General features: G+C 37.5%; 13 protein-coding genes and 4 tRNA genes. 10 read left to right on the forward strand and 7 right to left on the reverse strand.

What is annotated here, in order from left to right; translation table 11 throughout:
* Positions 1 to 346: 346 nt before the first annotated feature.
* The 6 genes from KKC46_10805 (at position 347) to KKC46_10830 (ending at position 6,403) form a co-directional block, all read left to right on the forward strand.
* Positions 347 to 2,776, forward strand: coding sequence for an MMPL family transporter (locus tag KKC46_10805; protein ID MBU1054307.1), 2,430 nt, complete (start codon positions 347 to 349; stop codon positions 2,774 to 2,776).
* Between the two features lie 105 nt (positions 2,777 to 2,881).
* Positions 2,882 to 3,682 carry an outer membrane lipoprotein-sorting protein gene (locus KKC46_10810; GenBank protein MBU1054308.1) on the forward strand — a complete coding sequence of 267 codons (801 nt, stop codon included), beginning with the start codon at positions 2,882 to 2,884 and terminating at the stop codon, positions 3,680 to 3,682.
* A 2-nt stretch (positions 3,683 to 3,684) separates the two neighbouring features.
* Positions 3,685 to 4,890 carry a hypothetical protein gene (locus tag KKC46_10815; GenBank protein ID MBU1054309.1) on the forward strand — a complete coding sequence of 402 codons (1,206 nt, stop codon included), beginning with the start codon at positions 3,685 to 3,687 and terminating at the stop codon, positions 4,888 to 4,890.
* A 98-nt stretch (positions 4,891 to 4,988) separates the two neighbouring features.
* A complete protein-coding gene (locus tag KKC46_10820) occupies positions 4,989 to 5,741 on the forward strand; it encodes an SDR family NAD(P)-dependent oxidoreductase (GenBank protein ID MBU1054310.1) in 753 nt (250 codons plus the stop codon).
* Positions 5,742 to 5,755: 14 nt separating this feature from the next.
* Positions 5,756 to 6,130, forward strand: a complete 375-nt coding sequence (locus KKC46_10825; GenBank protein ID MBU1054311.1) for a CoA-binding protein — start codon at positions 5,756 to 5,758, stop codon at positions 6,128 to 6,130.
* A 93-nt stretch (positions 6,131 to 6,223) separates the two neighbouring features.
* Positions 6,224 to 6,403, forward strand: a complete 180-nt coding sequence (locus KKC46_10830) for a hypothetical protein (GenBank protein MBU1054312.1) — start codon at positions 6,224 to 6,226, stop codon at positions 6,401 to 6,403.
* A gap of 385 nt (positions 6,404 to 6,788) precedes the next feature.
* Here the strand turns inward: KKC46_10830 and KKC46_10835 are convergent.
* The 7 genes from KKC46_10835 to KKC46_10865 form a co-directional block, all read right to left on the reverse strand.
* Positions 6,789 to 6,865, reverse strand: a tRNA-Asp gene (locus KKC46_10835).
* Between the two features lie 34 nt (positions 6,866 to 6,899).
* Positions 6,900 to 6,975: transfer RNA gene (locus KKC46_10840), tRNA-Val, on the reverse strand.
* 104 nt (positions 6,976 to 7,079) lie between these two features.
* Positions 7,080 to 9,524, reverse strand: a complete 2,445-nt coding sequence (lon, locus tag KKC46_10845) for an endopeptidase La (protein ID MBU1054313.1) — start codon at positions 9,522 to 9,524, stop codon at positions 7,080 to 7,082.
* Positions 9,525 to 9,549: 25 nt separating this feature from the next.
* Complete coding sequence (gene clpX / locus KKC46_10850) at positions 9,550 to 10,794, reverse strand: ATP-dependent Clp protease ATP-binding subunit ClpX (GenBank protein ID MBU1054314.1); 1,245 nt, start codon at positions 10,792 to 10,794, stop codon at positions 9,550 to 9,552.
* Positions 10,791 to 11,396 (reverse strand): ATP-dependent Clp endopeptidase proteolytic subunit ClpP, encoded by a 606-nt coding sequence (gene clpP, locus KKC46_10855; GenBank protein MBU1054315.1) that lies wholly within the window; start codon positions 11,394 to 11,396, stop codon positions 10,791 to 10,793. Before clpP ends, clpX begins: the two co-directional genes overlap by 4 nt.
* An 87-nt stretch (positions 11,397 to 11,483) precedes the next feature.
* Positions 11,484 to 12,800, reverse strand: coding sequence for a trigger factor (gene tig, locus KKC46_10860; protein MBU1054316.1), 1,317 nt, complete (start codon positions 12,798 to 12,800; stop codon positions 11,484 to 11,486).
* 68 nt (positions 12,801 to 12,868) lie between these two features.
* Positions 12,869 to 12,955 (reverse strand) — tRNA-Leu (locus tag KKC46_10865).
* 516 nt (positions 12,956 to 13,471) lie between these two features.
* Between KKC46_10865 and KKC46_10870 the strand changes: the two genes are divergently transcribed.
* The 4 genes from KKC46_10870 to KKC46_10885 form a co-directional block, all read left to right on the forward strand.
* Positions 13,472 to 13,548, forward strand: a tRNA-Pro gene (locus KKC46_10870).
* 672 nt (positions 13,549 to 14,220) lie between these two features.
* Positions 14,221 to 15,024, forward strand: a complete 804-nt coding sequence (locus KKC46_10875) for a peptidoglycan DD-metalloendopeptidase family protein (GenBank protein ID MBU1054317.1) — start codon at positions 14,221 to 14,223, stop codon at positions 15,022 to 15,024.
* 160 nt (positions 15,025 to 15,184) lie between these two features.
* Complete coding sequence (secA, locus tag KKC46_10880; GenBank protein ID MBU1054318.1) at positions 15,185 to 17,707, forward strand: preprotein translocase subunit SecA; 2,523 nt, start codon at positions 15,185 to 15,187, stop codon at positions 17,705 to 17,707.
* 708 nt (positions 17,708 to 18,415) lie between these two features.
* On the forward strand, positions 18,416 to 18,964 hold a 549-nt coding region (locus KKC46_10885), incomplete at its 3' end, for a hypothetical protein (GenBank protein MBU1054319.1).

Consider the following 18,964-nt stretch of genomic DNA (forward strand, 5'->3'; position numbering starts at 1 on the left):
ATATGTAAAACCTAAAGATATCTGGCAGTCTTTAGGCCTGTTGTCTTTTTCAATTATTGTTTATATGCCTGTAATGCTGGTAAAAGGTTTTTTAGCGAACAAAAAAGACAAAAAGTAGAGACGCAAAATCTTGCGTCTCTAATAGATTTTTGTTTCTCTACACTATTAAAGACGTTATTGTATAAGTGTTTAATACAACACATCAAAATGCTGGATGCAACACCTTTAACCGCTATATTTATTTAACTACCTATATTTATAGATATAAATATCTTGGCGTGTTTTATGCTATGGTATGCTGAGATGAGAAAAGGAAGTTAAATTAAACTTATAAGAGGGGGTATATATGGACAGGAAAAATGATTATCTTTACAAAGCCAGTGCAGGTTTTGGCCGCATGGCTGTATGGATTTATGATTATCGCTGGCTTGTGCTTGTATTATGCCTTCTGTTTCTTGGCGGTGGTTTATTTTTTGCCTCAAAAGTAAAATTTGACGGCAGCCTTGATGCTTTTTTCCACAAAAACGACCCGACCTATGAATATTACAAAGAATATCAGAAAGACTTCGGTTCCGATGAAATAGCTTATATTTTATACAAAGCTCCTGACAAACCATATGGCCCTTTCGACCTTGAAGTAATGCGAAAAATTGCAAATCTTACCGAGGCATTGGAAAATGAAGTTCCTTTTGTTCGAGAAGTAACAAGCCTTGCAAATGTGGAATTCATTGAGGCTGAAGGTGATTTTATCGAAATCCACGAATTACTGCTTGATTTCCCGGAAACCCAGGAACAGCTGTTGCATACTCGCGACCTGGTGATGAAAAAGCCGATCTACATAGGAGGTCTGATAAATAAGGCTGCTGACCATGCTGCTATAATTTTAGAAATGAATCGCACCAGCATCCAGCCTCTTGATGAAATTCGTCTTGACCCCAATGGTGGTGACGGACTTGATAACCTTTATCCTCAGGTGAGCAATACGAAGATAAGAGAAATATTGTCCAGGCCTGAATATAAGGGCATAGTATTTTACCTGTCCGGCGATGTGCCGATAAATGCAGTTTACAATGAAGTTTTATCATCCGAATCCGAAACGCTGACTCTTATAACTTTTATTATCGTTGGCATCGTCGGTATGCTTTGTTTTCGTATGAGATTTTTAGGAATTGCCGGGCCATTAACGGTAGTGATATGGTCTATTGTATTAACGATTGGTTTTATGGGAATTATGGGGTATTCTATGGGTGTCTTTTTTATAATGGCACCTACATTGCTCACGGCAATTGCCGTTGCCCAATCAGTACATCTGCTTTCCGAATTTCAGATATGCCTTTCAAAAGGGCTTGATCGCAGGGAAACACTGCGTCAGACCGTAGAACTTGTAGGTTTGCCCTGCCTGCTGGCTGCATTGACAACTGCCGCGGGCTTTTTCGCAATGTCTGTTTCGCAATTAAAAGCATTATCCGAGTTTGCAGTTTTCGGTTCGGTTGGTGTATTGCTGGCTTTTATTCTTACGTTTACGCTGTTGCTTTGCCTGTTGTCTTTTAGCCGGAAAAAAATAAGCTCCCGGGTACAGAGTCGTAAGAGTAGTAAAGAATATATTAAACCAGTACTCAAACGGATAATTGAGTTTAACCTAAAGCATAACCGCATGATTTTAGTAATAGCGGGAATAATTATGATATTTTCATTTATAGGTATTTTAAAACTCAAGGTAGCCTATAATTTTCTTGAAGAATTTAAGGAAAAAACCGAAATTCACCAGACACTCAAATATGCTGAAAGGGTTATGGGTGGTTGGCTAAGTGTTATTTATATTTTTGATACTAAACACCCTGATGGCATCAAAGATTCCGATGTTCTTAAAAAACTGGAAGCATTGCAAACCAGAGCGGAACAAAATGCATTGGTAAAAAAAACCTATTCCATTGTAGATATACTAAAAGACATCAATCAAAGTTTTCATGGTGATGACCCGGCTTATTACAAACTTCCCGAGAGCCGAGAACTAACGGCCCAATATCTTTTAATGTATGAAATGTCCGGAGGAAAAGAACTTGAAGACTATGTAACGTCAGATTACTCTAAAACAGCTCTTGAATTAAGAGTAGCTTTGTCTGATTCCTTCATAGTTGCAGACTTGTTACATGATATGCAAGACTTTATGGACAAAAACCAAATTACTGAGGCTGATGTTAAACTTACAGGCATTGGATTGCTATGGGTAAAAATAGCCGATTATATAGCCGGCAGCCAGATTAAAGGTTATATCTTGGCTTTTTGCATAATCACCTGCATCTTATGTATATCTTTTCGTTCAGTTAAGATAGGTATGTTGTGTATGATACCCAACCTTGCTCCTGTTATTTTTGTTCTGGCACTGATGGGCTGGAAAGGAATACATCTTGATTATTTTCGTATAATGCTTGCAACAATTGCCATAGGTATTGCCGTTGATGACACCGTTCATCTTATGACAAGGCTTCGCAGGGAGTTTTTTATTTGCGGTGATTACAGACAAGCTTTGAAAAACGGCCTGTATAGCGTAGGTCAGGCAATGACAATTACTTCTGTTGTGCTGGTAAGTGCTTTTATGGTATTTTTATATTCAGAAATGTTTACACTGGCAAGTTTCGGGGTTTTGCTGGCAATTATAATTTTTTCCGCTTTGATTGCCGATTTATTTTTAATGCCGGCAATATTTCTGGTTTTTAAACCATTCGGCAAAGAATTTAATGTCGAAGGAAATGAAGCATCTGTGGCGGCATATTAAATGCCGCCCTACGAAATTAGATTGTAGGGCAGGGTTTTATACCCTGCCACCCTTTTATTGCAGAGTCAGATGGAAATGAAAAGCAAGTCCTTAAGGAGATTGTTTATGAATATACCCAAATCATTATTTATCTTTTTAATTCTATTTACTTTCACAACGGCGCAGGCAACTGATTTTGATAGTTTTAGCCCGGAAGAAAAGGGCCTTGCTATTGCCAAAGAGGCAAAACAACGTGATGAAGGATTTGATAACAGCGAAGAAATCCTTACAATGATCCTAAAAGACAGAAGAGGTACTGAGCGTGTACGTCAAATGCGCATACTTACACTGGAACGAAAGGACGACGGTGACTGGACATTGAGTATATTCGATGAACCGGCAGATGTAAAAGGAACGGCCATGTTGACATACAGTCACGGTATTGAATCGGATGATCAGTGGCTGTATCTTCCTGCACTAAAAAGAGTAAAAAGAATTTCTTCAAAAAACAGATCAGGACGGTTTATGGGCAGTGAATTTGCTTTTGAAGATTTTAGCTCATTTGAACTTGAAAAATTCAGATATAAATTTCTTAATAAAGAAGCATGTGATGGTGAGCAATGTTTTGTGTCAGAATGGATTCCGGCCTATGAACACTCCGGATATTCAAAACAAATCGTATGGCATGACACTAACGAATACCGGATTCACAAAATTGATTATTACGACCGCAGAAACAAGCTGCTAAAAACCCTCAAATTGACGAAATATAAACAGTATTTGGATAAATACTGGCGCTCCATGCGTATGGATATGTTAAACCATCAGACGGAAGAAAGTACTATATTAAAGTTTAGCGATTACCGCTTCAAGATAGGTTTAACTAAACGGGATTTTGACAAAAATGCACTAAAACGCGCTAAATAAAAATGTATCTTATCAGAAGTATAAGTTTTAAAATTTTTATAAGCCTGCTTGTCGTGTGGCCGGCAAATGCTTTTGCTGAAATTGAGATGTCGGGCAATCTTGCATCCGAATTTCGCTATTTTTATAAGTCACCGGCACGCAAATATCAGGAGTCCGAGAACCTGTCCATAGCTGCTGAACCCGAACTGTATTATCGTTTGCCTGATTCAAGAGACAGTTTTACATTTACCCCGTTTTTTCGCCTGGACGAAAACGATTCCGAAAGATCCCATTTAGATATTCGCGAATTATACTATCATAAGGTAATGCCTCAGTGGGAGTTAAAAATCGGTATAAATACGGTTTTCTGGGGTGTTACCGAGACCGTACATCTTGTAAACATAATAAACCAGATAGATATGGTGGAAAATCCCGATGGCGAAGATCTTCTTGGTCAGCCTATGGTCAATCTTTCCATTATTGAAAACTGGGGTACTTTAAATCTGTTCGTATTGCCGGGTTTTCGCGAAAGAACATTTCCGGGGCGTGATGGAAGACCAGGCACAAAAATCCTTATAAACAATGATAAGGCTATCTATGAATCGGGTGCTAAGGAGAATCATGTAGATTTTGCTCTTCGATGGGCGCACTCTTTTGATATATGGGATATAGGCGTTTCGCATTTTTCAGGCACAAGCCGTGAACCCAGATTTGATCCATCGGTTTTTTCTGTGAACAGTCATGGAGAAGCTGAACTTATACCGATTTATGAGATCATAGATCAGACCGGCATCGATATGCAATCAACCTTTGAGGCTTGGCTTTTAAAATTAGAAGCTATTGTAAGGTCCGGGCAGGGAGAACGCTTCTTCGCTTTTGCTACAGGCTTTGAATATACTTTTTTTGATGTTGCAGCTTCAGGTGTTGATTTTGGCGTTATAAGCGAATATCTTTACAATGAGAGAAAAACGGAAGCTATGGATAATGACCTTGCTCTTGGGATGCGCATATCTTTTAATGATATTCAATCTACAGAAATACTTGCTGCGCTGGTTCACGATCTTGAAAACAGGTCGCAATATTTTTATCTTGAAGCACAAAGACGTATAGGCAATTCATTCAAGCTATCCATTGAGATGCGTGGTGTAAGCAATGTTAGAAATAATGACCCTCTAAGTTCCATTGAGGCGGATGAGTTTGTGCAGGTTGAACTTGGATACTATTTTTGATCTTGAATCCTGGACCCCTTTCTCCCAACTAATTTGGGGGATAAATTTAATTTATAACAAAATACTAACGGTTATATACTCACAATAGGGAGAAAGACATGTCAAAAACAATCATGGTAATAGGAGCAGGCCCTGGCGTAGGTTTACATGTTGCAAACCGTTTTGGTAAAGAAGGATTCAGAGCGGCATTAATTTCCCGCACAAAGGCTAATCTTGATGCCTGTGTGGCTAAGCTAAAAGAAAATGGAGTTGAAGCCGAAGGTTTTCAGGCCGACGCTGGAAATCTAAAAGGGTTAGCATCAGCCATTGAAAAGGCTCAAAAGAACTTCGGATCAATCGATGTTCTTGAATACAGTCCTGCAACTGATCCTCAATTATTGGCAACACCTCTGAATATAACGGTTGAGAATGTGCGTCCGCACATGGAAGTTGCTCTCGGTGCGATTACCGCGGTGCGGGCTGTATTGCCGGGCATGATTGAAAAGGGCAATGGCGGATTGCTTTTTACATCTGCTGCTTCAGCTATAGAGCCAGTGCCATTTAGCTCAAACTTCGCAATGGCTCAAAGCGGAATACGCAGTTATGCGCATTCACTCCACCGTACTCTGAAAAAAGACGGTGTCTATGCAGGTATGATGCTTATATCTGGCCTTGTTGACAAGGGAGACGGTTCCCTGCAGGAACCAAAAGCACCGCCGCCGCCTACGCCTGAGTCCTCGATGCCGCTTATATCAGCATATAGCATTGCCGAATCGTTTTGGGATATGTACACCAAAAGGGATCGCATAGATCAGATAGTAGGTGACTTTGGACTGATCGAACGCATATGGGCACACAATACCGGACATTAAATAAGGTAATTTCCATGACTGAAAAAAAAGAAAAAGTTGTTGTTCTTGGGGCAAGTCCCAAGGAGGAACGTTATTCAAATCAAGCTGTTCTCCTGCTTGCGAAATACGGTCACCAGGTAATACCCGTGAATCCAGCATTTGATAATATCGGAGGGCTTCCCACAGCTCACAAGCTCTCCGATATTAATGACACAATTGATACTATCACTTTATATGTTAACGAAAAAGTATCCGCTTCACAAAAAGATGATATTCTTGCGCTAAAACCAAAGCGTGTGATTTTTAACCCAGGCGCGGAAAATTCATCGCTTCGTGATAGTCTGAAAGAAAATGGAATCATCACGGAAGAAGCCTGCACGCTTGTGATGCTTAAAACAGGTCAGTTCTGAAACTTATCGCTATTGCTTTAATATATCTGGCCAAATTTATAAGTTAATCATTACGTTTATACGGCATGAGCACAGTTACAAGGGTGGTGGTTTATGGAGATGAACAACCTGTACAAACTCTTCTTCGGTTTTGAGAAAGAACCCTTCAGGTCTGATATACAAATCAATGAGATCCTGCAAACCCTACAACTAAGTGCTGCCAAAAGCCGTTTTGAATACAGCACGGGCCTTGGCGCCATTTATCTGATGACCGGTGAAATCGGCTCTATATAAATATTTGCTGATATGGCTTCAAATTAGAATTATATTAAATTGCCCTCGGAGAGTAAATCAGAATTATATATTTGAGCCACTTTCAAAACGTTTCAGTTTGGTCAAGCTCAAGGCGGGAGAAAATTTCAACCACAGGAATACATTTAGTATTTCTATGATTGAAATTTGAGCCCAACGCAGTGATCGGCCAAAATGGGACTTTTTGAAACTGGCTAATTTGAATTTATAAATAAGTAATAAAAGGCTACTATTAGTAATTTTGATAAAATTGATAATTTACTAAGGTAGGTTTTTGCACAAGTCTGCTGATACACTCTGATGACTGATTATGGCAAGCCATTGGCTAAAAAGGATTAACCTAAACAGGCTAATCCTTATCTTATTATGGCGGGGACGACGAGACTTGAACTCGCGACTTCCGGCGTGACAGGCCGGCGCTCTGACCAACTGAGCTACGCCCCCATTTTATCTTATTAATCTCAAAACAGAGAGTTGCTGGTAGGCGGAACAGGGCTTGAACCTGTGACCCTCGGCTTGTAAGGCCGATGCTCTCCCAGCTGAGCTACCCGCCCATGCAAAAATTCAACTCTTTTTAAGATTTGTATCTCAAGAAAGAAGCATTTAACAATATGTGTATGTATTGTCAAGTCCAAACTGATAAAAATACAAATTCAGTTTAAATTAAAGGAGCCCTTTGATTAATATCCTGGTTTTCTACAGGAATTGAAAGAGGTATATCATTATTTTTAAATAATTGTTCTCCTCTGTTAATAATCAAAGAATGTGAAAGTACCTCGTCCATGTGTTCAACAAGAATAATTTCAATTTCTTTAAGAACGCTTTGTGGTATTTCTTTTAAATCTTTTTCATTATCTTTTGGAACAATAACTTTTTTTATTCTTCCTCTATGTGCTGCAAGTATTTTTTCTTTTAAACCACCGATAGGCAGAATACGACCTCTTAAAGTAATTTCACCGGTCATTGCAATGTTGCTGTAAACAGGCTTTCTTGTATATGCCGAAACAATTGATGTGCACATGGAAATACCGGCCGAAGGGCCGTCTTTGGGAATAGCGCCTTCAGGAATATGTATATGCAAATCTTTTGTTTTATAAAAATCATCTTCTAACATAAGATTTTCGGCACGTGAGCGGACATAGCTCACAGCCGCCTGAGCCGATTCCTTCATTACATCGCCAAGCTTGCCTGTTATGGTAACATCACCCTTTCCAGGCAAAACAAGCGTTTCAACGCAAAGAAGTTCACCACCTGCCTGTGTCCATGCAAGACCTGTAACAAGGCCTATCTGATCTTTTTCTTCAGCCTTTCCATGCCTGAACTGGTGCGGCCCAAGATATTTGGAAATGGATGAAGCAGTAATATTAAAGGAACATTTACCATTATCATCCAAGACTTCACGCGCAACTTTTCTGCATATTGAAGCAATCTCACGTTCGAGATTTCTTACTCCTGCTTCTCTTGTGTAATGCCGGATTATTGTATAAATGGAATTTTTAGAAAAAGAAATATCCATACCTTCCAAACCGTTTCTTTCGATTTGCTTCGTAAGCAGAAAATCTTTTGCTATATGGTATTTTTCGACTTCAGTATAACCGGGCAGCCGGATAATCTCCATTCTGTCTTGCAGTGGAAGCGGTATATCAGGAAGTGTGTTAGCTGTTGTAACAAATAAGATATCAGAAAGATCATAGTCAAGATCAAGGTAATGATCATTAAAAGCGTTATTCTGTTCGGGATCAAGTACTTCAAGAAGAGCAGCCGAAGGGTCTCCTCTAAAATCCATACTCATTTTATCAATTTCATCAAGACAAAAAACTGGGTTGTTTACTCCGGCTTTTTTAAGAGATTGAATTATTTTTCCAGGCATTGCGCCAATGTATGTACGCCGATGCCCCCTTATTTCAGCCTCATCACGAACACCTCCCAAAGACAAGCGGACAAAATTTCTGCCCGTTGCTCTTGATATGGATTTGGCAAGAGAAGTTTTACCAACACCAGGAGGGCCTACGAAACAAAGAATTGGACCTTTTATTTTTTTAACAAGAGTTTGTACGGCCAAATATTCGAGAATTCTTTCTTTTGGTTTTTCAAGACCGAAATGATCCTCGTTTAAAATTTTTTCCGCATCTTTAATATCTGAATTCACATCAGAACATTCGTACCACGGGAGACTTATAATCCAATCGATATAATTTCTTACAACTGTTGCCTCAGCTGACATCGGGGTCATCATTTTAAGCTTTTTAAATTCCTGAGCTGATTTTTCTTCCGCTTCTTCCGACATCTTTTTTTCTTTGATGCGGTTTTCCAGCTCTTTAAGATCATCGCCAAAGTCGTCTTCGTTTCCCATCTCCTTTTTTATGGCCCGTATCTGCTCATTTAGATAATAGTTTTTCTGGGTCTTATCCATATGTTCTTTAACATTGCTTTTAATCCGCTGATCGGTTTTATAGATTTCAAGTTCGGTATTGATCAGCTGAAGAAGAAAAGTGTAACGATCATTAATGGAAAGCGTTTCAAGAAGATTTTGTTTGTCTTCCATTTTAAAAGGAAAATGAGCAGTCACCGTATCGGCCATATGAGAAGGGTCCATAATTTCGGTAAGCTTTTTCTCAAAATCTTTCGGAATATTCTTGGTAAGATTTGAATATTCCTCAAATGCTTCAACCAAAGCCCTGCACAGAGCAATACTTTCGGTTTCATCAACTCCAATTTCTGCTACAGGCTCAATTTCAACTTTATAAAAACCATCATCACTTAAAAAAGATACAATGCGTCCTCTTGATTTTCCCTCAACCAATGCCTTTACGGTTCCATCGGGAAGACGAAGGAGCTGTAGTATCTTGCTGGTTGTTCCGATTAAATTGATGTCCTTTTCTTTAGGGTCATCTTCTTGTGAGGCTTTTTGTGTCGCAAGGAATACGCTCTTGTCATTATTCATAGCATATGTCAGAGCGTCTATCGATTTGGTTCTTCCTACAAATAAAGGAACGATCATATGAGGAAAAACAACAATATCTCTTAGCGGTAAAAGTGGAAGTTGCATATTCACCAGGGAACCTTTTTGATCTTTGCTGAAAATTTTTGGGATATTAACCATAAGTCAACTATTTATAATTATGAGATTAAGCCTGCTTTTTTGATTGCTCAAACAATAAAATTGGTTCTTCCTTGTTATTGATGACATCTTCGCTGATTACACATTCTTTTACATTTTTTGCCGAAGGGATTTCATACATTATATCAAGGAGGCTGCTTTCGAGAACCGCTCGAAGCCCCCTTGCTCCTGATTTACGCTTTTGAGCTTCTTTTGCGATGGCAGATAACGCACTGTCAGTAAACCGTAAATTTATGGCTTCCATTTCAAAAAGCTTTTTAAATTGATTTATAAGTGCATTTTTAGGCTCTGTCAAAATTCGTATAAGTGAAGCCTCGCTCAATTCATCCAAAGAAGCAACAACTGGAAGACGTCCTAAAAACTCGGGAATCAAGCCAAACTTAATAAGGTCTTCGGGCTGAACCATTTTTAATAATTCACTTTTACTTTTATTTTCCTTAGGGGCTATTTTTGCACCAAAACCCATTGACTTTGATCCGAGTCTATTTTGTATTATCTTGTCAAGCCCATTAAATGTGCCACCACAAATAAAAAGTATATCTATTGTATCTACTTTTACAAAATCCTGCTGGGGATGTTTCCGCCCTCCTTTCGGAGGTACACTTGCTGTAGTTCCTTCTATAATTTTTAAGAGTGCCTGCTGAACACCTTCACCCGAAACATCCCGGGTTATCGAAGGATTGTCGGATTTTGCAGCTATCTTATCTATTTCATCAATATAAACGATCCCACGCTTACATTTTTCAACATCATAATCAGCATTTTGCAACAAAGATAGAATTATATTTTCCACGTCTTCGCCTACATAACCTGCTTCGGTAAGGCTTGTTGCATCGGCTATAGTAAATGGAACATTTAAGAATCTGGCCAAAGTTTGAGCCAGCAGTGTTTTGCCTGTACCGGTGGGACCGATCAGCAGTATGTTGCTTTTTTGTAATTCAACACTACCTTTGCTGATGTCAGAATTAAGTCTCTTGTAATGATTGTATACAGCTACGGATAAAATCTTTTTGGCATAGTCCTGCTCAATAACATAGTCATCCAGCATTTCTTTTATTTGTTTTGGAACTAAAAGGGTTTCCTGTTCAATAGTGGCTTTATCAGTTTCTTCATCAATAATTTCACTGCAAAGCTGGATACATTCATTGCATATATAAACAGCAGGGCCTGCAATCAGCTTTGTAACTTCTTTCTGATTTTTTCCACAGAATGAGCAAAAAAGGCTATCGCTGTCGTTGCTCTTTTTGGTCATTTAGCGCCTCCGGCTTTTTCAATATTATCAAGGTCATTTCTATTAGTTATAACATGATCTATAAGACCATATTCTTTCGCTTCGTTGCCGGACATAAAATAATCTCGATCTGTATCTATTTGTATTTGCTTTATATCTTTTCCGGTATGTAAAGTCAGGATTTCATTTAAAGTTTCTTTCATTCTTAATATTTCTTTAGCCTGGATGGCAATATCGGAAGCTTGGCCCTGAAATCCTCCCATGGGTTGATGAATTAATATGCGCGCACTGGGAAGAGCGTAACGCTTTCCTTTATTTCCCGCTGTAAGCAACAGGGCCCCCATACTTGCAGCCTGACCTATACATACAGTTGCAATATCAGACTTTATATACTGCATTGTATCATAAACAGCCAGGCCTGCAGTTACAATTCCACCCGGTGAGTTGATATAAAAATTTATATCTTTTTCAGGGTCATCAGATTCAAGGAAAAGCAGCTGGGCAATTATAAGGTTGGCAACTTCATCATTTATTGCTGTTCCAAGAAATATAATTCTGTCTTTTAAAAGACGTGAGTAAATATCATACGCACGCTCTCCCCTGCTGCTCTGCTCGATAACCATAGGTATAAGTGGCAAAATATTTCTCCTTCTAACTTGATGTAGTTAACAAATCCTTGATATTAAGGAATATAAATTCAATAAATTGATTTATTCTTTTGATTCCGTTGATTCAGGTTCAACATTTTCGATGTTGCTGTTTTCTAATATAAGATTGATAGCGCTTTTTTCAAGTAAGGTTTGTTTAAAATAATTGAGCCTATCCGTATTTTGGATATAAAACTGTTTTATTTCTTCAACAGATTGATTGAATTCTTCAGACATTTTTTTAAAACCATCATCAAGCTCTTCATCTTTTAATGTTAGTTTTTCCTGCTCTATTATCTTATCTAATATGAGATGACGTTTTGCCTGTTTTTCGGCAACATCACTGTATTTTTCCTTAAGGATTTCCTTTGTAAATCCCATCGCTTCCAATGTTGTATTGTGGTAAGCAAAAGACCTTTCAGCATCCGAAACTATATTTTCAAGCTCATATTGTATCATCATTTCAGGAACTTCAAACGGTGTTTTTGAAATAAGATACGTAAATATCTGTTCATTTAATTCCTGGTCAACTCGTTTATCATATCCTATTTTCAGGTTTTGATGTATCATGTTTTTCAGTTCATCAAGTGTTTTATTTTCGCCGAAGTTTTTAGCTAATTCATCATCTATTTCAGGCAGAATTTCTTCCCTTATTTCATTGAGAGTGACATTAAATACTATGTCAAGGTTTGCAAGTTTTGGGTTATGATAGTCTTCAGGGAAATGAATGCTTATTTCCTTATTTTCACCCGGGTTCATTCCTATAACATTATTATCAAACTCATTTGTAAAATTCCCCAAACCTATTTTCATTGTATAGTTTTCGGTTTTTTCTGTTGCTTGAAATGGCTCCCCATCTTTAAAGCCTTCATATGTAATAAGAGCATAATCACCAGTAGCAGCAGGCCTGGCTTCTTCTATAGTTTTTTGTTGAGCAAGATTTTTCTGAAGCATTTTAAGTTGAGCTTCAATTTCTTTTTCACCAATGGGATAAATACTTTTTTTAAGATTCAGGCCTTTAAAGTCAATATCGGAAATTTCGGGTCTAATTTCTATAGTTGCTTCATATTTAAATGGTGATTTTTCATCAAACTGAGGTGGTTCTATTTGCGGATCTCCAATAATTTTCAATTCTTTTTCTCTGACAGCATCGATAAATGAATCCTTAAGAAGTTTATTCGATACATCCGCATGAACATCTTTTTTAAAAAAACTTTCTAAAACCGAACGGGGTGCCTTACCCTGGCGAAAACCTTTTAATTTCGCAGTCTTTTTAAGGTTATCATAGGCATTATCAACTTCCTGCATAACCACATCCAGTGGAATCTCAACATGCAGAATTTTCTTCACTGTACTGATGTCTTCTATAGTAACTTCCATAAATTTCCTTTCTGATAAAACAATCTCTGATCTTTGGCCTACTCACTTTTAATTGATTTTAATAGTACTGGTGCGAAAGGGGAGATTTGAACTCCCACTCTGTCGCCAGAGCTGGATCCTAAGTCCAGTGCGTCTACCAATTTCGCCACTTTCGCAACTTGTTAAATATTATCGGTTTTGTAATTTTGAGCAAACAAGTTTAGATCGCTTGTTCAATTAAAGAAAACCATATTTTCTTACAAGCTTTACATTACCAACTTATACACTTAATATAAAGTAATTATTAGTGTCAAGCGAAATTGAATAAAGTCCTTGTTATGTCAATATATTGTATTTGATTAAGAAAAAACCTGTTTTGTATGGCAGGAAATTGCCTTTCTGTTTGTTTTCTAAATTTATTCGGGGTACTATATTTTTCAATTTCTCGTATCAATATTAGGTCATTGAAGAGTCTTTAATTGTGCCCAAGCAAATTGAAAGTGAGACTTTCAACAACAGGAATACATCGAAACCTTAAAATAAATTTTGATCATAACACAATAACCGGTCAAAAATATTGTTATATGAATTTTTGCGAATATTTAACAAAATCGCCTTTTTTTAAAATATCATCTTGCAGTAAAAAATAAAGCATGCTAAATGACGGCTCCAATATATATTTTTTCAACAATCGGGGCGTGGCGCAGCCTGGTAGCGCACCTGCTTTGGGAGCAGGGAGTCGGAGGTTCAAATCCTCTCGCCCCGACCAATTCAAAAATTTCAAATTTTCATCGCAATATAATAGTATGTAACCGTTCAATTGTGTGTGGCTTTTTATTTTCTATTGAAACAACTGAAATTATTATAGTAATTGATCCTCTCTTAGTTTCAAGGCAAGTTTTGATCCAGCCTCTTTAGGAGAATCTGCCTTTATAAAGTTGCATTCAACTTCATATTCGGGAATAAATATCTTTATAAACCCCATCAAAAACAGTAATTCCGGAAAATGATATCATCGTTTCCCCCCTTGTTTTTAGAATTAATTATACCATGACTTTTTAGTATAAGTCCAAAATTGAAATTGTCACTTTCTTTTTTGGGCTGCAAAATAAGTGGGTTATAAAAAAACTTGACAGGTTTTTTCGCTTGTGGTATCAATTCCAATTTTTTAAATAAATTCTGATGGTTATGCAGCGCTAAGGCCGCTGTGGATTTGTAAAGATCTTTTAAGCTCTTGTGAAATAATAAAAACATCTATTATATTAATTTGGCTTGAATTTTATATTTTTAATACAGTAGAACATAAAAAGGTTTGTTTGGTGTGAAAAAGAAAAATTTTTTACTATCATTTAAAAATAATGGCTCAACAATAAAACAAATTTCCGCATCTATTAATTTGGTTCGTTTCTCTTGCTTTCTTCTGTCCGTATTAGCGATATTTATGGCGTATTTAATGTATGATTACATTACATTAAAAAAAGCTTCCATTAATAATGTTTATCTTAGAGAAACGGTTTTAAAACAGGAAAATGAATTAACCGGCCAACGTAAACAGCTAAAGCTTTATGCAGATGAAATTAAAGATATTAAATCAAAACTTACAATCCTGCACGAGTTTGAAAAAAGAATTAGAGCTGTGGCTAATATCAAAAGGAAAAAAAAAGAAGCTATTTTGGGTATCGGGGGTTCTAACCCTGAAAATATGGATACAACAAAAGCTCTTACTGAAAAACATGACAATTTAATGCTTGAAATGCATGAACAAGTTGCGGAAATAAATTTTGCTGCAAACAGGCAACATGAAGAATTCAAATCCATATTATCTTTTTTTGAAGAACAACATAAACTTATTTCCGCAACACCTTCTATCTGGCCGACATCCGGCAGTGTATCATCAACATTCGGATACCGCAAATCACCTTTTACAGGTAAAAGAGAATTTCATAAAGGAATTGATATTGCCTCTAACAAAGGAACCCCAATAGTTGCTACTGCCGATGGTATTGTTTCTAAAACCGGATACATGGGCTCGTTTGGTAAAACAATAGTAATTAATCATGGGCATGGAATGATTACCTATTATGGACATACTAGCAAGATACTGAAAAAACCCGGCAGTATTGTGAAAAGAGGTGAGGCAATCGCACGTATCGGCAATACAGGGCGAAGCACAGGTCCTCATGTTCATTATGAAGTTCGTCTAAATAGCGTTCCTGTTAATCCAAATAAATATATCTTAAACTGAGGCAGTATGCTATATTATCTTCTTCTATGCAATTGATAAAAATGGCCCACTTGTAATGATATTTCACTAATTTCTTTTATATATTTATTTTATATTTTAAGCGGGTTATTTTAGTGTTTGTCCGTGTCAACATTCTTTAAACTCAAGGAAATATATAATGATAGCAAGTTTACTGACGAAAATATTTGGCAGCAAAAACGAGCGGGAAATTAATAAACTAAGACCGATTGTTGAAACTATAAATTCTCTCGAGCCAAAAATTCAGTCCTTAAGTGATGATGAATTAAAATCCCAGACAGCGCAATTTAAAGAAAGAATAAAACGCGGTGAAAGTCTCGATGAAATACTTCCGGAAGCTTTTGCAGTAGTCAGAGAAGCTTCTCTTAGAACCCTTAAAATGAGGCACTTTGATGTTCAGTTGATCGGAGGAATGGTTCTGCATGCCGGTAAAATAGCTGAAATGAAAACCGGCGAAGGAAAAACGCTCGCATCCACTTTGCCGGCATATCTGAATGCTCTATCCGGGAAAGGGGTTCATATCATAACCGTAAATGATTATCTGGCAAAACGTGATGCCGAGTGGATGGGCAATATCTATAATTTCCTTAATCTTTCAGTCGGAACAATTTTACATGGCTTAACAGATCATGAACGAAAAAGATCTTACAATTCGGATATTACTTATGGCACAAATAATGAGTTTGGTTTTGATTATTTAAGAGACAATATGAAGTACGACTGGGAATCCCTTGTTCAGCCTGAGCTAAATTTTGCGGTAGTAGATGAAGTAGATAGTATATTAATTGATGAAGCAAGAACCCCTCTTATTATTTCCGGCCCTGCTGAAAAATCGACCGATATGTATTATATGGTTAATGGAATAGTCCCCGGCCTTAAGAAAGAAAAAGATTATTCTATTGATGAGAAAGCCAGATCAGTAGCATTAACCGAGGACGGAATTGCTAAAGCCGAAAACTTGCTGAAGGTAAGTAATATTTATGATCCTAAGCACATAGAGTTATTGCATCACGTCAATCAGGCATTAAAGGCCCATACATTGTTTAAACTGGATGTTGATTACATTGTAAAAGAGGGCGAGGTTATAATTGTTGATGAATTTACGGGTCGCTTGATGCCAGGACGGCGCTACAGCGATGGTTTGCATCAAGCTCTCGAGGCAAAGGAAAATGTAAAGATAGAAAATGAAAACCAGACCTTAGCTACTATTACATTCCAGAACTACTTCAGGATGTATAATAAGCTTTCCGGTATGACGGGAACAGCAGATACCGAAGCCGCTGAGTTTAAGAAAATTTATAATCTTGATGTAGCTGTTATTCCCACAAATATGCCTATGGTAAGAAAAGACTTTCCTGATGCTATCTATAAAACAAAAAAAGAGAAGTTTGAAGCAGCTTTAGATGAAATTGCCGAACTCAACAAAAAAGGCCAACCAGTTCTTGTGGGAACAGTGTCTATAGATGTTTCGGAAAATATGAGTACTAAGCTTAAAAAAAGAGGAATTAAGCATACGGTATTAAATGCCAAAAACCATGAGAAAGAAGCCGAAATTATTTCTATGGCAGGCCAAAAAGGTGCTGTAACCATTTCAACAAACATGGCCGGGCGTGGAACAGATATAGTTTTGGGAGAAGGTGTAACCGAGCTTGGCGGGCTTCATGTGTTGGGAACGGAAAGGCATGAAAGCAGGCGCATAGATAACCAGCTTCGCGGGCGTTCTGGCAGACAGGGTGACCCTGGATCTTCCCGCTTTTATCTTGCTTTAGAGGACGATTTGCTCAGAATTTTTGGTGGGGAACGTATTACCGGCATAATGGAAAAACTTGGTATGCAGGAAGGAGAACCAATAGAACACGGGCTTATAAGCAGAGCAATTGAAAATGCCCAGGCAAAGGTTGAAGGGCACAATTTTGACATAAGAAAGCAACTCCTTGAATATGATGATGTAATGAACCAGCAAAGAGAAGTTATATATAAACAAAGGCGAGAGGCACTAAACGGACAAAGTCTGAAGCCTTCTATTGAGAGCATGATACTTGAAAAGGCTGAGGAAATTGCTTTGCTATATGCAGACGAAAAGGTGCTTCCCGAAGAGTGGGATATAAAGGGTTTGTCTGAAGCGGTTTTTACACAATTTAATTTTCGCTTAAATAATATAAGCGCTGAAGTTCTTGAGAATTTAAATGGAGAAGAGCTTGAGCAGATCATATTTGACGAAGCTATGGCAGTTTATAACCAGAAAGAGAGCCAGATAGAAGATGAAAATTTCAGGCAACTCGAACGAATTGTTATGTTACAGACGGTAGATGGTATGTGGAAGGATCATCTCCTTTCAATGGATCATCTCAAAGAAGGTATAGGATTAAGAGGCTATGCACAGCAGAATCCGCTTATTGTATATAAAAAAGAGGGCTTTGAGCTGTTTCAGGATATGATATCAAGGGTAAAGGATGAAGTTGTTAATATATTATTTAGAATACAGATATCCGAGCCGGAAAAAATTGATGATATCAGTAAGCCAAAGGAACAAAAGCTTATATTTTCAGGCGGTGATGATTCTGTTTCAAAAAAGCCTGCAAAAAGAGAAGATAAAAAAGTCGGAAGAAATGATCCCTGTCCTTGTGGGAGTGGAGGTAAATACAAAAAATGCTGCGGCAAATAATCCGCTAATGGCTGTGTCTAACAAGTTGAACAACTAGTTAAATTAATAAATTAAAACCTTGCCGGGAAAAGGTTTGTCAGCTATCTGTAAGTCATGCAAATTAGTGCCCTCTGCCGTGGGATAGCTATCTTTTTAAGGAATTTTATTGATTATATTTCTCCCGTATTTCCAGCAAAGTATAGGGAAATATGTGAACCGTGCAAGCTCAAGTTGCTTTTTTCTCCCCCGAACAATGTTTCTATTGTTCTTTGGCAATTATAGATTTTGAGGAGTCTGCCAACCTATCTTTTTTTATTAACTTATATTTATTAATACAATGCCCTGTTTTTACACCAAAACCAATGCTAAATATTTATTGATTTTTAAGTGATAACAAAATAGAATATTAAAGGTGCTGTTTTGGGCAAAGTTGATAAACTGATAAATTCAATTTCAACTCCAGTCTGAAACAAACTCTCTAAACTATAGGAAACTGATATTTGATTATTATCCTGTTAATATTTCACAAAACATTTATGACGACCTTCACTGACAATAAAACGGAAATTAGATTATAAATAGTACAAATAAAAAAGCAATGTTAATAAATATATCTAAAGATGATGCCACAATAGTCCGATCAAATATGAAAACCCTTATGAAGGGCTTGTTTTTGCTTGCAGTGGTTTTATCTCAGGTATTAGACGAAAATGTTTAAGGAGGTGGATTATGAACAATATTCAAAAAACTCTGTCTGTAGCAATAACCGGCCTTTTGCTGAGTGCTACTTTGGGATATGCCGGTTCGAGCATAAAGGGAGCCGTTATAAATACCTCGAATACGAAGAACAAGGTTAATGTTGCTTTAGGTTCAAATAGCAAGGCAAATCTTGATTCAGTTGCATTGAAGAACAGCAGTGTTACAGGTGCGGTAGTAAATACTCCAGCTGGAAAGACTTCTGTTAATGTTGCCCTTGGAAGCAATAATAAATCAAACTTAAGTTCGGTCACCATGAACGGGAGCAGTGTAAAAGGAGCTGTTATTAATACTTCTGCCGGGCAGACCAGCACAAATGTTGCTTTAGGTAAAGATAATAAAGCCAGCCTTGGTGCAACCAATCTGGAAAACACAAAAGTAAAGGGTGCGGTAGTAAATACGGCGGCTGGTCAGGTATTGACAAACGTAGCACTTGGAGCCGGGAATAAAACAAGTCTTGGTGCAGTTGACATGAAGGGAAGCGATGTAAAAGGTGCTGTGATAAATACGGCAGCGGGTCAG

Source organism: Pseudomonadota bacterium, from assembly GCA_018817425.1.
Classification (GTDB): Bacteria; Desulfobacterota; Desulfobacteria; order Desulfobacterales; family RPRI01; genus RPRI01.